The sequence below is a fragment of the Streptomyces sp. NPDC028711 genome (assembly GCF_055565415.1).
Genome location: NZ_JBVHUJ010000010.1, coordinates 329,249 through 344,905 on the forward strand (window position 1 = coordinate 329,249; position 15,657 = coordinate 344,905).

Annotated in this window: 11 protein-coding genes; all 11 read left to right on the top strand. The window is 73.4% G+C overall.

What is annotated here, in order from left to right; all coding sequences use genetic code 11:
* The first annotated feature begins 19 nt into the window (after positions 1-19).
* Complete coding sequence (locus ACZ4VK_RS28545; protein ID WP_468357974.1) at positions 20-1,183, top strand: cytochrome P450; 1,164 nt, start codon at positions 20-22, stop codon at positions 1,181-1,183.
* A complete protein-coding gene (locus tag ACZ4VK_RS28550; protein ID WP_468357977.1) occupies positions 1,180-5,700 on the top strand; it encodes a non-ribosomal peptide synthetase in 4,521 nt (1,506 codons plus the stop codon). The genes ACZ4VK_RS28545 and ACZ4VK_RS28550 overlap by 4 nt, the downstream gene beginning before the upstream one ends.
* Positions 5,697-6,944 carry an FAD/NAD(P)-binding protein gene (locus ACZ4VK_RS28555; RefSeq protein ID WP_468357980.1) on the top strand — a complete coding sequence of 416 codons (1,248 nt, stop codon included), beginning with the start codon at positions 5,697-5,699 and terminating at the stop codon, positions 6,942-6,944. Before ACZ4VK_RS28550 ends, ACZ4VK_RS28555 begins: the two co-directional genes overlap by 4 nt.
* Complete coding sequence (locus ACZ4VK_RS28560) at positions 6,929-8,212, top strand: trans-sulfuration enzyme family protein (protein ID WP_468357982.1); 1,284 nt, start codon at positions 6,929-6,931, stop codon at positions 8,210-8,212. Before ACZ4VK_RS28555 ends, ACZ4VK_RS28560 begins: the two co-directional genes overlap by 16 nt.
* A 43-nt stretch (positions 8,213-8,255) precedes the next feature.
* The gene (locus ACZ4VK_RS28565) at positions 8,256-9,464 is read left to right on the top strand and encodes an OsmC family protein (protein ID WP_468357985.1); all 1,209 of its coding nucleotides are present in this window, start codon (positions 8,256-8,258) and stop codon (positions 9,462-9,464) included.
* Positions 9,461-11,155: an AMP-binding protein gene (locus ACZ4VK_RS28570; RefSeq protein WP_468357988.1), complete on the top strand. Its 1,695-nt coding sequence runs from the start codon at positions 9,461-9,463 to the stop codon at positions 11,153-11,155. The genes ACZ4VK_RS28565 and ACZ4VK_RS28570 overlap by 4 nt, the downstream gene beginning before the upstream one ends.
* Positions 11,152-12,087 carry a 3-oxoacyl-[acyl-carrier-protein] synthase III C-terminal domain-containing protein gene (locus tag ACZ4VK_RS28575; RefSeq protein WP_468357991.1) on the top strand — a complete coding sequence of 312 codons (936 nt, stop codon included), beginning with the start codon at positions 11,152-11,154 and terminating at the stop codon, positions 12,085-12,087. Before ACZ4VK_RS28570 ends, ACZ4VK_RS28575 begins: the two co-directional genes overlap by 4 nt.
* Positions 12,088-12,089: 2 nt before the next feature.
* A complete protein-coding gene (locus tag ACZ4VK_RS28580) occupies positions 12,090-13,055 on the top strand; it encodes a 3-oxoacyl-[acyl-carrier-protein] synthase III C-terminal domain-containing protein (RefSeq protein ID WP_468357994.1) in 966 nt (321 codons plus the stop codon).
* A gap of 39 nt (positions 13,056-13,094) precedes the next feature.
* Positions 13,095-14,309: a cytochrome P450 gene (locus ACZ4VK_RS28585; RefSeq protein ID WP_468357997.1), complete on the top strand. Its 1,215-nt coding sequence runs from the start codon at positions 13,095-13,097 to the stop codon at positions 14,307-14,309.
* Complete coding sequence (locus ACZ4VK_RS28590; RefSeq protein ID WP_468358000.1) at positions 14,306-14,725, top strand: hypothetical protein; 420 nt, start codon at positions 14,306-14,308, stop codon at positions 14,723-14,725. The genes ACZ4VK_RS28585 and ACZ4VK_RS28590 overlap by 4 nt, the downstream gene beginning before the upstream one ends.
* 203 nt (positions 14,726-14,928) lie before the next feature.
* Positions 14,929-15,570, top strand: a complete 642-nt coding sequence (locus tag ACZ4VK_RS28595) for an NADH oxidase (protein ID WP_468358003.1) — start codon at positions 14,929-14,931, stop codon at positions 15,568-15,570.
* Positions 15,571-15,657: the final 87 nt, after the last annotated feature.

Genomic DNA, 15,657 nt, shown 5'->3' on the forward strand with positions numbered 1-15,657 from the left:
CCGCCCGCGAGGGGGCGGCATGAGGAGCATCGCCTTTCTCTCCGCCGACTTCCTCGCGAACCCCTGGCCGGAGTACGCCCGCTTCCGCGCCGAGCGGCCGGTCTGGTGGGCCGACGAGATCCGGATGTTCTGCGTCTTCCGGCACAAGGACATCCGCACCTGCCTGACCAGCACCGACTACACCGTCGAATACCCCTTCCGGGTCAGCCGGCAGGTCTTCGGCGAGACCCTGCTCGACCTCGACGGACCCCGCCACCAGCGGCTGCGCCGCCCCCTCGCCGGGCTCCTCCTCGGCCAGCGCGACAACATCGGATTCCGTGCCGCCGCCGAGGACAGGGCACGCACGGCGGTGGCGGCGCTGCGCCCGGGCACCGAGCTCGACATGGTCGGCGGCCCGGCGCGCTCCGTGCCGCTCACCGCCACCGCCACCTTCCTCGGCATCCCTCCCGAACGGCACGACTGGCTCCTTCACACCGTGGAGTACCTGGTGAGCCATCTCGACGGCAGCAGCGGGGACTTCGCCCGCGCGTCAGCGCTGCGGGCCGAGCTCGAGGAGTACCTGCTCGGGCTCGTCTCCACGGGGGCGCCCGACCGGTCCATGCTCGGCGAGGTCCACTCCTGGGTCCGCGACGGTCGGATCACGGCGGCGGAGGCCGTCGGGCTCGCCACCCTCACCCTCGCGGCCGGCTTCGAGACCTCGACGGGCCTCATCTCCAACGCCCTGCACTGCCTGTCCCGCCACCCCGGATACGCGGCCGTGGCCGCCGCCGACACGGGCCGGTTGCGGAACTTCCTCAAGGAGACGCTCCGCTGGGAGCCGCCCCAGCACGACACCGTCCGCTTCGCCCGCCGGGACACCACACTCGCCGGGGTGCCCGTACCGGCGGGGAGCGCCCTCAAACTCGTCCTCGCCAGCGGCAACCGGGACGCCGACGTGTTCGACCACGCCGAGGAGTTCCGGCCCGACCGGTCCACCCACGGCTCGCTGACCTTCGGCCACGGACCCCACTCCTGCCTCGGGACGCACATCGCGCTCGACGTGGCCGAGGCCTTCGTCGGAGCCCTCCTCACCCGCTTCCCCGGGCTCCGCGCGGTCGACGACCCGCTGCCGCCGATCACCGGCTCGACCTTCCGCAGGCCGCAGGCCCTGCGGATGTGGCTGGGACCCAAAGGAGAGTCATGACTGTTCTCGGAGCACCCGAGGCCGCCGTCGACCGTGCGCGGCGACTGGCCGAACTGTGGTGCGACGCCCTTGAGATCGGCTCGGACGACGACACCACGGGATCCTTCTTCGAACTCGGCGGCTACTCGCTGCTCGCGCTCTCCCTCGCCGAGCGGATCGGCCGGGAGTTCGGCGTCACCGCCCCGCGCACCCTGGTCTTCGAGTACGACTCCCTGGACCGGCTGCGCGACTGGCTGGAGACGGCGGCCGGGACACCGGGCGAGGAGGCGGTTTCCGGGCAGGGCGGGGGCGCGGGTTTCGTACAGGCAGGGGGCGCGGGTTCCGTGCTGGGCGAGGCTGAGGCTTCCGTACCGGCCGGGGGCGCGGGTTCCGTACCGGGCGAAGGCGCGCCCCTCGGGGCGGAACGCTTCCCCCTCAGCGAGCTGCAGCAGGCATACCTCGTCGGTGAGCACAGCGGGCTGCCCCTCTCCTGCCCCGCCGTCTTCCACGAGGAGTACGACTGCGCCCCCTTCGACGTGGCGGAGCTGCGGTCCTCGCTGACGGTCCTCGCCGAGCGCCACGGCATGCTCCGCGCCCGCTTCCACGACGACGGCACCCAGAGCCTCGGCCCGGTGGCCGGCGCCTGCCCCGTGGAGTTCCGTGACCTGACGGGGGTCGCCCCCGACGAGGCCGAACAGGCCCTGCGGGACAGCCTGGCGGAGCTGCGCGCCGAGCAGCCGCCGCTGGAGTCCGGGATCAACCTCCGGCTGCGGGTCCTCGACCTCGGTCCGCTCTACCGCGTCCAGGTCTGGGGCCGTCTCCTCGTCTTCGACGGCCGGTCGGGGACCGTCTTCGCCGACGAGCTGCGCACTCTTCTCGACGGCGGGACCCTGGAACCGCTGGAGTACGACTACGCCGCCTACCGCCGTGCCGCGGAGGCCGAGCGGGACACCGAGGCCTACGCGGCCGCCAGGACGTACTGGACCCGGCGCGCCGGCCGGCTGCCGGCCTCTCCCGTGCTGCCCCCGCGCCAGGCGGGCCGCTCCACGGACGAGGGCCCGGTCACCCGCCGCTCGTTCCTCCTGCCGACGGAGGTCTGGGAGCGCTTCGGCGCACGCGTGCGCGCGCACGGCCTGACGCCGGCGACCGCGCTCGGCGCGGTCTTCTGCGAGATCCTCGGACACTGGTCCAAGGACCAGCACTTCGTCCTGAACGTCATGTACGGCGAGCGGCGCCCGTACCACCCGCACGTGGACCGGGTGGTGGGCAACTTCTCCAGCACCCTGCTCCTCGAACGCGGGCCGCGCACCCCGGGCGGTACGTTCGCCGAGCGGGCCGCCGAGCTGCGCGACCGGCTGCACGAGGGCCTGGAGCACGGTGTGGTCGGCGGGGTCGAGGTCCTCCGCGCGGCCAACCGCAGCTCCCGCCGCCTCGACGGGGTGGCGGCGGTCGTCTTCGCGCCCGTCCTCGGCCCCGGCACCCAGGGCGGCGTCTTCCTTGAGCGGCTCGGCTGGCACCGCCTCCGGGGCGGGGTGCACACGCCCCAGGTGGCCTTCGACCATCAGGCCTTCGAGCTGGCCACCGGCCTGCTCGTCAACTGGGACACCCTCGACGGCCTTTTCCCCGAGGGCCTGGTGGACGAGATGTTCGGCGCCTACCGCGAGCTGCTGACCGAGCTCGCCTCGTCCCCCGAGGCGTGGAAGCGCTCCTCCTTCGACCTCACCCCGCCCGGCGGCCCGGCCGCCCGGCGTGCCGCCAACGACACCCGCAGACCCCGCGGCGCCACCACCCTGCACGGCCTCTTCCGCGAACGCCTCGCCGAGCACCCCGAGCGGCCCGCCGTGCTCACCGGGGAGCACACGGTGACCTACGCGCGGCTCGACGCGCACGCCCGCGCCGTGGCCGACGCGCTCGCCGAGGCCGGTCACCGGGCGGGCGAACCGGTCGGCGTCGTGGCGACCAGGGGATGGCAGCAGGTGGCCGCGCTCCTCGGGGTGCTCTACCACGGGGGCGCCTACGTCCCCCTCGCCCCCGACTGGCCGGCACAACGCCACCGCCAGGTGATCGAACGGGCCGGGCTCAGGACCGTGCTCGCCGGCCCCGGGTTCCTCGCCGGGCACCCGGAACGGCCCGCGGTGGTCGACCTGTCGGCGGCGCTCGACCGGCCCGCCGCCGACCGGGCCGACGAGCCCCTCCCCGTGCCCGAGGACCCGGAGGCCCTGGCGTACGTCCTGTTCACCTCGGGCACCACCGGCGTACCGAAGGGGGTGATGATCCGGCACGACAGCGCGGCGAACACCGTCCTCGACATCAACGAGCGGTGTGAAGTCGGCCCGGAGGACCGCCTGTTCATGGTCTCCGAGTACACCTTCGACCTCTCCGTGTACGACGTCTTCGGCGCGCTCGCGGCCGGCGCGGCCGTCATCGCCGCCGACGTGCCCCGCGGCGAGATCGGCGAGCTGTACCGCCTGGCGACCGGTCTGGAGGCCACCGTCTGGAACAGCGTGCCCGCCTACTTCGGCCTCCTCGCCGACTATGCGCGCAGCGGCGGCCACGCCCCCGTCGGCTCCCTCCGACAGGTGCTCCTCAGCGGTGACTGGGTGCCGCTGAACGTCGCCGACGACCTCGCCACCGTCGCGCCGGAGGCCCGCTGCCTGGCGCTCGGCGGCGCCACCGAGGCGTCCATCTGGTCCAACGTCCAGGAGGTTCCGCGCGAGGGGATCCCCGCCGGATGGACCTCCGTCCCCTACGGACGCCCCCTGACGAACCAGTACTACGCCGTCCTGGACGACGAACTCGCCGACCGGCCCGACTGGGTCCCCGGCGAGCTGTACATCGGCGGCAGAGGCCTGGCCGACGGCTATCTGAACGCGCCGGAGACCACGTCCGGGGCCTTCGTCACCCGGCCCGCGACCGGGGAGCGGCTCTACCGCACCGGCGACTGGGGACGCTACTGGCCGGACGGGACACTGGAGTTCCTCGGACGCCAGGACCAGCAGACCAAGGTGAACGGCTTCCGGGTCGAGCTCGGCGAGATCGAGACGCACCTCCTCGCCTGCCCCGGTGTCGCCGACGCGATCGTCCTGGCCCAGGCCTCGGCGGGCGGCAGCGCGCTCGTCGCCCACCTGGTCGCCCAGGCGGGCACGGACGGCGAGGAGCTCGTCGCCCGCGCCGGACGGCACCTGCGGGAGAACCTGCCGCCCCAGCTCGTACCGCGCGGCTACCGGCTCCACCGGCGCGTCCCGCTGACCGACAACGGCAAGGTCGACCGGGCCGCGCTGGCCGAGAGCACAGGTACGAGCACGAGTACGGGCACGAGTACGGGCACGGGTGCGGGTGCGGGTGCGGGCTCCGCGCCCGCTGCCGCCTCCGGCAAGGGCCCCCGCACCGGCGCCACCGCTTCTGCGACCGTCCCTGGCACCAGCGCCACCAGCAACACCACCAGCACCATCGGCTTCCCGGCCGGTGCCGTCGTCCTCCGGCTCTGGACGGAGCTGCTCGGCCCCGCCACGCCCGACTCCGACTTCTTCGACCAGGGCGGTGACTCCCTGACGGCCGCCCGCATGATGAACCGCCTCGAGGCCGAACTCGGCACCCGCCTCCCGCTCACCGCCCTGTACGAGGCGGCGACGCCCGCCGGTCTCGCCGCGCTCCTCACCGAGGCGGCCGCGGCCGCCGCCGGGCCCGGCACCACCGGCACCCGGGCCACCGCCCCCTGCCTCAGCCGGCTCTCGGCCGCCGGCGGACCGCCGCTCGTCCTGATCCACCCGGTGGGCGGCGACATCCTGTGCTACCGCCCCCTGCTCTCCCGGCTCGCCCCCACCCACACCGTCTGGGGAGTCCGCGCACCGGGCACGCTCGGCGACCGCGCACCCCTGCGCTCGGTACGGGAACTCGCCCGGGAGTACGCCGCCGAGCTCCGCCCCCTGTTCGCCGACGGCGCCCCGGTGCGCCTCGCCGGCTGGTCCTTCGGGGCGCTCGTCGCCCATGAGACCGCCCGCCTGCTCGCCGCCGACGGCCACCGGGAGACCGGCGCCGACGTGGTGATGCTGGACCCGTGGGTCGCCGCGGGGGACACCACCGCCGGGGAGCGGGAGCTGATCGGGTCGTTCTTCTTCAACCTCTCCGGAGGCAGGGCCGTCGTCCCGGCCGAACCCCTCGCCGGGCTCACCGGCGAGGCGGCCCTCGCCCGGGCGCTCGAGCTCGCCATCGCCGTACACCCGGCGCTCGGCTCCCTGACCTCCGGGAGCCTGCGTACCCTGTTCGCCCTCTACCGGGCGCACAGCGAGGCCCTCGCGGCGCACCGGTTCACCCCCGAGGACGCGGTACGCGCCCACGTCCTGGAGACGGAACGCGGCCTCGGCGGACCGGCGGGCCGCCACCTGCGCCCGCTGAGCCGGACGCTCACCGCGCACGGCACCCCGCCGCCCGCCTCCGTCTCCTTCCACCGGACACCCGGCGACCACTTCTCCCTCGTCACCGAGGAACAGGCCGATCTGACGGCGGGTCTGATCCTCGAGAGCGTGAGGAGCCGGTGACCGTACCTCACTGTCAGATCGTGGGATTCGGCGCCGCCGCCCTGGGCGTCCCGCTCGCGGCGGACCGGGCCGGACTCCTGTCCCGGCTCGCCGAGGCCGGACTCCGCTTCCTGGACGCGGCGCCGGACCGCGAGCGGCTGCTGCGGTCCCGCTTCCCGTACGTCATCCACTCCAACTCCCGCGCCGGTGACTTCATCGAAGGCGTGAACCCGGCGGGGGCGCTCGGCCGCGCGCTGCGCATGCCGGCGGGCCGCGAACTCTCCCTGGCCAGGGAACAGGCGGTGCCGCTGCGGCTTGTGGGCCGGTTCCTCGACGACGTCTCCGACGTCCTCGAACAGGACGTCCTCACGGACCCGGCGGCCGTACGCCTCGGCGCCCGCGTCGCGGAGCTCCGCCGCAACGACGACGGCACATGGACGAGCCTCGACGGGGACGGCGCGGAGCTGACGACCTCGGCCCGGGTCGTCCTGGCCACCGGAGGCTGGGAGGACACCGCCCGTACGGCGAGCGATCTCGGCGTACCGGCCGAGCGGGTGGTCGCCTCCGCCGACGTCCTCACCGGCGCCGCGCTCGACCGCGCGGGCGCGGTGCTGCGCGCCGGTGGCCGGATCGTCGTCGTCGGCGCTTCGCACAGCGGATTCGCCACGGTGGAACTGCTCCTGGAGCGGCTGGGTCACCGGCTCACGGCCGGGGCCATCACCGTCGTCCACCGCACCCTGTCCCTGTCCTACGACAGCATGAAGCGCGCCCGCGCCGAAGGACCCCTCATCGGCCAGACCCTGACGGTCTGTCCCGACACCGGCAAGGTCAACCGGTTCAGCGGGCTCCGCGGCCGCAGCCGGCAGGTGTGCGAGCGGGTCATCAGCGGCACCGAGCCACGCGTCCGGCTCTGTGCCGCCGGCAGTCCGGAGGCCCGACGGGCCACCGCCGACTCCGGGCTCCTGGTGCACGCCTCCGGCTACCGGACGTCCGACGTACGGCTGCGCGCGGCCTCCGGCGAGCCGATCCCGGTGCGCACCCGGCGCGGCACCACGGCCGTCGACGACGGCTGCCGCGTCCTCACGCGGCACGGCGGACCGGTCCCCGGGGTGCACGCCCTGGGCCTGGGCTACCCGCGCATCGGAGACGACGGCGTCGGCCGGGTCGGAATCAACCTCTTCCACGGCGCCGACGCGGATCGGATCGTCATGGCGCTGACCTCAGCACTGAGCAACGAAAGGGCACCCTCATGGCAAGGGCGATAGGCAACACTCCGGGCTCCAGCGAGGAGCACCAGTGGACCAACAGCCTGGAGCGCGGCCGCGTCCCCGGCCCCCGGCTGCCCCAGCAGACCGTGGTCGACGGCACGGGACCGAGCACCCGCAGCGTCCACGCCGGGACCTACGTCGACCCGGTGACCGGCGCCGTCGGCACCCCGATCTTCCAGAGCAGCACCTTCGTCTTCTCCGAGGACACGTACAAGGCCTTCGACCAGGGTCACATCCGCGACGTGGCGATCTACGGGCGGTACGGCTCCCCGAACCAGTGGGCGGTCCAGGAGAAGATCGCGGCCCTGGAGAACGGCGAGAGCTCCCTGCTCTTCTCCTCCGGCATGGCGGCCATCACCACCGCGCTCCTCGCCCTGACCAACCACGGCGGGCACATCGTCAGCTCCCGTGACGTGTACGGCGGCACCTACAACCTGCTGCGCGAGGACATGCACCAGCTCGGCCGCACCGTGACCTTCGTCGACCCCACCGACATCGAGGAGATCCGCGCGGCGGTACGGGACGAGACACAGGTCCTCTTCTTCGAGACCCTGACGAACCCGCTGCTCAAGGCGATCCCGCTGGTCGAACTCGGCCGCCTCGCCGAGGAGTTCGACCTGCTGCTCGTCATCGACAACACCTTCCTCACCCCGCTGTACGCGCGCCCCCTGGAGCACGGCGCGCACATCGTCATCCACAGCTGTACGAAGTACCTCAACGGACACAGCGACGTGACCGCCGGCGTGGCCACCGGCCCCCGCAAGTACGTGGACCGCCTGTGGAGCCAGATGCTGAAGTTCGGCGGCTCGCTCGACGCGATGATGTGCTTCCTCCTGGAGCGCGGCCTGAAGACCCTGGTCCCGAGGATGCGGGCGCACGCGGAGAACGCCGCCGCCGTCGCCGCCTTCCTCGCCCAGCACCCCGCGGTGCGCCGCGTCCACCACCCCTCGCTGCCCGACTACCCCTACAAGGACCTGTTCGCCTACAGCCCCGACGCCTGGGGCGGCATGGTGAGCTTCGAGGTCGAGTCCGGCGACGAGGGCGCGCTGCGGCTCCTCGACCGGCTGCGCGTCCCCGTGGTGGCCACCAGCCTCGGCGGAGTGGAATCCCTGGTCAGCCTGCCGTTCAACACCTCCCACAGCGTCCTGACCGAGCGTCAGCGTAGGGAGGTCGGCATCGAGCCCGGACTCGTGCGGTTCTCCGTCGGCATCGAGGACGCCGAGGACCTGATCGCCGACCTGGACCAGGCGCTCACCGGCCTGTGAGCACCCCCACCACCCCCGCAGAGACAGCGAGCAGGAGAGCAGCATGCGCAACGGACTGAACATCAGCGGTGTCTCGGAACTGATCCACGAGATCCGGGAGAAGCCCGAGGAGGCCCTCATCGACTTCAGGGTCACCGGACACCCGGCCAGGGACGGCGTCGCCACCCATGTGCGGACCGCCCGGCACGGCACCGTCCGAATGGCCCGTGGCTTCCGCGTCGACCAGCTGTCCCACCGCACACGGTCCGAGGACGCCGTGTCGGCCGCCGGCCGCCTCGACCCGCTCACCAGCCCGTACGAGTCGGCCCTCGCCGCGCTCGGCGCCTGCGCGCTGATCACCCACGTCAACGGCTTCACCGGGCGGGGCGTGGCACTCGACGAGATCGACCTCACCGCGCGCGCCGAACTGCCCGTGGACGCCTCGGGCCACGCCGCGGCCGGCGCGGGCCTGCAGGGGCTCGCCTGGCGCTGCACGGTGGCGTGCGGCGCCTCCGACGACGTGGTCCAGGGCGTCAACCGCCTCGTCACGGCGTTCAGCCCCAACCACCGGGTCTTCCTCGACGAGGCCGAGCTCACCCTCAGGGCGCTTGTCACCCGCGGCGACGGCCGCCAGGAGACGCTGACCCTGCCCTACGTGCCGGCGGCCGCCCCGGACACCGGCGCGGACCGGGCCCGGCTCGAGGTGCGGCTGCGCTGGGAGTACGGCACGGAGGTCCACGCCCGCACCACCCTGGAGCACGGCGGCACCCGCCGTGAGGGCGCCTCCGTCCTCGTGGTCGACCAGTCCAAGCAGATGCTCGGCATCGGCAAGGGCCCCAACCCCCAGGAGCTGCTCCTCTCCGCCGTCTGCGGCGAACTCGTCGGCCTGGTCCGTGAGGAGACCGACCGCACGGGGACACCCGTCGACGGGCTGCACGTCGCCAGCGGCGGCCGGCTCGACATCCGCGGCATGCAGAACGTGCTCCGCGAGGTCCCGAGCCGCTTCCACAACCTCGCGTTCGACCTGGTGCTCACGAGCGACGCCGACCTCGACGCGCTCTCCTCGGTGCTCACCGCGGCCCTCGGCCGCTCCGTGCTCCTCGCCACGCTCGCCCGCCCCCAGACCATCGCGATCGAACTGGGCCGCCCGGGCGCGCCGGACACCGAGTACCTCAGCAGCACCACCGCCGCCGAGGCCTTCCGCGACGAACTGTCCCGCCAGCAGCAGGAGGCCGCCCGCGCGGCGGAGGCCGCGGCCTCCGGCGCGGCGTGAGCGGCGGCTCCCTGCTCAAGGGGCCCGGCGACGGAGGCGAGGGCGACGTCGCTCCCCGGCTCTTCCACACCTATGTCCTGCGTGCCGCCCGGCGCACGCCGGACGCGCCCGCGCTGATCTGCCGGGACCAGGAGTGGAGCCACGGCCTCCTTGCCGACCGGGTGGAGTCCCTGGCCGGCGCGCTCCACGCCCACGGGCTGCGCGCCGGGGAGCGGATCGCCCTGGAGTTCGCGCCCTGCCCCGAGGCCGTGGCCCTGGAGATCGCCGCGGCCTCCCTCGGGCTCGTCTTCGTCCCGCTCGGCCCCGACCTGCCCGCGGAGCGCAAGGCCAACATCCTGCGCAGGACCGCGCCCCGCGCCCACATCACCCCGCCGGGCCGCACCCCCGCGGACCGCCCGGGGACGGCCACGGGCACGCTCACGCCGGACGGGCACCTGGAGCTGACCGGCGCCCGGCGGACACCGGGGGAGCGCCACGAGCCGCGACCCTCCGACCCGCTGTACGTCATCTTCACCTCGGGCTCCACCGGCGAGCCCAAGGGCATCGTGATGAGCCACGGCGCCGTCGTCTCGTTCTACGAGGGCTTCAGCGGGTTCGGCGTACGGCCGGGGGTCCGGCTCGGCAGCACCTCGCCGCTCCAGTTCGACTTCTCCCTCCTCGACCTCGGTCTGGCGCTCGGCGCCGGCGGCTGTCTGGTGCAGGTACCGGCCCTGCTCCTCCAGCAGCCGGAGGGACTCGTCCGCCACCTGGAGCGCCACGGGGTGACCCAGATGAACGGGGTGCCGTCGATCTGGCGCGGTGTCCTGGACGCGGGGGCGACGGACCTGCTCGCCGGGACCGCGCTCGACACGGTGCTGTACGCCGGTGAGGGCTTTCCCCTGCGCGGCCTCAGGGAACTGCGACGCGCGCTGCCCCACGCCCGGCTCATCAACGGCTTCGGCCACTCGGAGTCGATCGCCTGCGCGTGGAAGGTGCTTCCCGGGGACGAGGTGCCCCACCGCGACGGCCGCGTGCCGTTCGGCACCCGCGCCATCGACGGCATGCACATGTACCTGGTGCGCGAGGACGGCACCCCGACGGACCGGCCCGGTGAGGTCGCCGAGCTCTACGTCGAGGGCGACGCGCTCTTCGACGGGTACTGGCAGGACCCGGAGACCACCGCGGCGGCCCTGGTGCCGAGCCCGCTGGGGACGGGGCGACGCGCCTTCCGCTCGGGGGACCTCGCGTCGAGGGACGAGCAGGGGGAGTTCTACTTCCACGCCCGCAGGGACAGCCAGGTCAAGATCCGCGGCAACCGGGTCGAGCTGGAGGAGATCGACGCCTGCCTGCTCGCGCACCCCGCCGTGGACCTCTCCGCGACCATCGTGAGCGGCGGCGGCGCGATCGTGGCCTTCGTCCGCGCCGGCGACTCCGCTCCGGGCGACTCCGGTCCCGGTGGTTTCGGTCCTGGGGGTTCCGGTCCCGGGGGTTCGGGTTCCGGCGGTCCGGGTTCCAGTGGTTCCGGTTCCGGCGGTTCCGGTCGGGAGGATTCCGTATCCGCCGCACTGGCCGACGAGCTGCGCCGGCACGCCGTCCGGCACCTTCCCCGGTACATGGTGCCCAGCCGGTTCCGCGTCGTCGACGACATCCCCCTCACCAGCAACGGCAAGACCGACCGGCACGAGATGGCACGACGTTGGGAGGGCAGATGACGGACGTCCATCTGAGCGGACTCAGCCGCCGCCACGGACGCTGGCACGACCTGGAGGACCTCCTCGGCGACGGCGCGGTGTCCGCCGCGTCCGTCACCGCCCTGCGCCGAGGAGGCCTGACCCGGTACGCGGTCTTCGACGAGCCGCCCCGCGCCCAGTACGACGACTGCCTCGCCGAGACGCTCGACCGCACCGGCCTTCGGGCCGCCGACGTCGACGCGGTGCTGTTCTTCTCCTCCACGTTCTCCGCGTACGACGACCACGCCGATCTCGCCGCGCTCTGCGCCCGGTTCGGGATCCGTGACGCCTTCCCCCTCGGCATGTTCCTCGGCCAGTGCACGAACTTCTCGTCGGCGCTCACCGTCGCGCAGGGCCTCGCCGCCACCCAGGGCCTGGACCACGTGCTGCTGCTCGGCGTCGACGCGCTCGACGACCGGCGCGCCGCACGGGTGCTGCCCGGCGACGTGTCCGTCTTCAGCGACACGGTCGTCACCTGTCTGCTGTCCCGCCCCAGGACCGACGGCTACCTGGTCGAGCGCGTCGAGCACCGCTACCGGCCCGAACTGCACGCCCTCCACCCGCAGCGCGACCTGCTGAGGTACATCGACGGCTTCACCGGCGCCCTCGGGGACGTGGTCGGCGGGCTCACCAAGTCCACAGGACGCGCCCCCGAGACGTACACCAAGCTGGTTCTCGCCAACCACGCGCGCCCGGTGCTCCGCAACTTCGCCGCGACCCTCGGCATCCCGTTCGACCGGGTGCCGACCGAGGGCATCGGCACCCTCGGGCACTGCTTCGCCTACGACCAGCTGATCACCCTGAGCGAGCTGGCCGAGCGCGGCGAAGCGGCGCCCGGCGACGCCCTCCTCGCCATCGGCGTGGGCGCCAACTACCTCTACAGCGCCACCTCCCTCATCCGCTGCGAGGCCTGACGATGACCAGCTCCCCCCACCGCGCCGAGCCGGACGTCGGGCTCGGCGGGCTCGGGTACGCCGTCGGCGCGTCCCTCCCGATCGAGCGGGCCGTGCCGCCCGACACCTCCGGCGAACTCCTCGACCGGCTGCGCGCCCATGGCTTCGTCAACTGCTCGGTCGCCCGGGAGACACCCGCCGAGCTCGCCGCCCGGTCCGTCGCCGAGACGCTCGCCGTCGCCGGGACCGACCCCCGGAGCGTCGACGCCGTGCTCTACGGCACGTGCAGCTACTGGGGCGAGGGACACCCCCCGCCGGGCGACCCGGCGAAGCTGACCGACACCATCGCCCGCGTCGTCCTCGAACCCCATGGGCTCGGGCACGCCGCGCTCTCCCTCGTGTGGCTCGCCGAGTCCGGCAACACCGGCTCCGTCCTGCGGCTCGCGCGGGCCCTGGTCGCCGCCGGAGTCCACCGCACGGTGCTGTGCGTGAGCGCCGACGCCGTTCCGCCGCTCCCCGATGAGTACCGGGCGATGCCCAACGCCGTCACGATCAACGGCGACGGTGCCGCCTCCTGCCTGGTCTCCACGGAGGTGCCCGGCGACTTCCGCCTCGGCCCCACCGTCCAGCACTCCAGCGCCCCCATGCGCGCCCTCGCCAAGGGGCAGGGGCTGCGCAAGCACCTGGAGATCGTCAAGGGGATCCGCGTCTGCCGCGCCGCGCTCGACACACCCCGGGACGGCTTCGCCCGGATGCTCTCCAACCACTACTCGTCCCCGGTCCTGCAGGAGTTCGCCGCGCTGGCCGACGTACCGGCGGAGCGCCTCTACACCGCCAACATCGCCCGCCTCGGGCACTGCTTCGCCGCCGACACCCTCATCGACCTCTCCGATCTGCACCGCGACGGGCGGATCGCACCGGGGGAGTCCCTCTTGATGCTCACCACCGGCCCGTCCACCTGGGGCATGACCACCGTGCACGCCCGCTGAACCGATTCCCCCCCCCGCACCGACAGGAGTTCACACCTGATGGAGATCACGCCGGAGTTCCTCCGTGACCCCTACCCCGTGTACCAGCGGATGCGGGAGACCGGCCGGATGCATCTGAGTTCCGCCAACACCGGGCGCACCTGGTTCCTTCCGCACCACGCCGACATCCGCACCGCGCTGCGCGACGAGAGGTTCTCCGCCGCCCGCAAGGCCGGCGGATTCGTCAACCAGTTCCCGGCCGAGGTACGGCCCGAGTTCGCGCGGTTCAACGACGCCATCAGCCGGTGGATCGTGCTGCACGACCAGCCCGAGCACCGCCAGCTGCGCCAGCTGATGCAGCAGGGGTTCACCCGCCGGCTCATCACCACCATGGAGCCGAAGATCCAGCGGGTCTGCGACGACCTGATCGACGCCTTCGTCAAGCGCGGCGGCACCGAGTTCATGACCGAGTACGCTCACCCCTTCCCCGCCAAGGTGATCGCCGAGATGCTCGGCGTGAACCCCGAGGACTACCCGGCCTTCGTCCGCTGGTCGGAGGACCTGCTCAACTTCGCCGGCTCCCTGCGCCCCACCCTCGACATGTTCCGTGCCGCCCAGGACGGACTCCTGTCGATGATGGAGTACTTCGCCGAGCTGCTCCCCGAGCGGCGGGCGAACCCCGGCGACGACCTGGTCAGCCTGCTGCTCAGCGCCGAGAGCGAGGGCGAGTGGATGACGGCCGAGCAGGTCCTTGCGAACTGCACGCAGATCATCGTCGCCGGGCACGAGACGACCCGGAACCTCGTCGCCAACGGCATCGAGCTGCTGCTCCGCTTCCCGGAGCAGCGAGCCCTCCTCGACGCGCGGCCGGAGCTGATGCCCAGCGCGGTGCGGGAGATCATGCGCTACGAGAGCCCGCTCCAGTTCATCCGGCGCGTGGCCCGGGAGGACTTCGAGTTCGGCGGCGCCGAGGTCCGGGAGGGGGACGGGCTCGTGCTGATGCTCGGCTCGGCGAACCGCGACCCCGAGGCCTTCGACGACCCCGACACCTTCGACCTCACCCGTAACCCGACGGGGCACCTGGCCTTCGGCTGGGGCCCGCACGTGTGCGTCGGCGCCGCCCTGGCCGAACTCGAGGGCCAGGTGTCGTTCCGGACCCTCCTCGACCGCCTCCCCGGCCTCCAGCTGCGGGGGCCGGAGCCCGAGCGCATCCCCAACCCGATGCTGAGGGGCTTCGCCACCCTGGACCTGGGCTTCGAGGAACAGCCCGGATGAGCGCCGCCGACACCACCGCGCGGGCGGACCCCGGCACACCGGACGACGGCCGCTTCGCACGGGCCGCCTCGACGGCGGCCGAGGCCCTCGCCCGCGCCGGGGTGGCACCGGCCGACGTCGATCTCCTGCTCGTGGCCACCGACGCCTTTCCCGCGTACGACGAGGAGCCGTCCGGCGGGAACGTCCTCCTGGACGGGGTCTTCAACGCCTCCGTCATCCGGGAGTTCGACGAGCGGACGGGCCTCACACGGGCCGTGCCGATCGGCCTCACCCTGGCCCCCGGCGCCCCCGCCGACACCCCCGTCCGCTGGGCCGAGGCGCTGCTCGTCGCGGAGTCCCGCCGGACCGCGCTCGTCGTCACCGTCCTCGGCCCGGACACCCCGCACGCGCGGGTCGTCGTCCACGGACCGGACTGAGCGTCACATCGCCGGTGAGCAGGGGCACTTCCGCGAGGCTTGCCGGTGTGTGCGAGGCCGCGGGCGCCATCCCTTGGCCGGGCTGATTCCCCGGGGGCGGGGGTATGAGAAATTCATGACGGATACGTGAATGCTTGGCTACCGCGCCTCACCCCTCCGGCCGGATACTCGATGCGATCGTGGTGTCAAGTCGAGGACTAGGCGTGCGGAGTGTGGGCGAACCCGGGACCGTGCACCTGTGGTCCCTTCGAGAAGACGTCGCCATCGAGCGGGAGGTGGACGGCGGCCTCCTGCTCGTCGGCCCCTGGGGCGACGAGCGCATCGGTGACGCGCATCCGGTGCTGCGCGAGGCCCTGTACCGGATGGAGCTCGGGCCCGTCCTGCTGAGCAACATCGAGCCCGCTCCCGGCGGTCCGCTGCTCGGCGCCGGCCTCTATCTGGTGCTCCTCCCCGCTCTCCGGCGCCTGTCCCATCTGACCGTGCGCACGCTGGGACTCGCCGACCTGCGCGGCCCGCTCCTCTCGGTCCTCCCGCTCACCAGGCCCGCCGTCTTCGTGCTGCCCCGGCTCGGGGAGACGGAACCGGTCCGCCTCCACCGGGGCGTGACCCTGCTCCTGGAGGCCAAGGGCTTCCGTATGGAGCGGGGCGGCGCGCAGCACCGGGTGCTGCTGCACCGCCCCGAGCCGATGTGGGTGGTCGCGATGCTCGCCGTCGCCGTCACACCGGAGGCGGTGGCGCGGGCCCTGCCGCTGCCGCGGACGGTGACCAGGGAGATCCTGGAGTACCTGGCGGCGGCGGGCATGCTCGTACGGGGGAGCGGGAACGGCGGGCCCGACGCCCCCTAGGGGGTGTCCGGAAAGTCATGGCAGCCAGAGGCGAAGGCAGGCGAGGGTGACCATGGCTTGGTAGTGCCGGGCTCGTTTGTCGTAGCG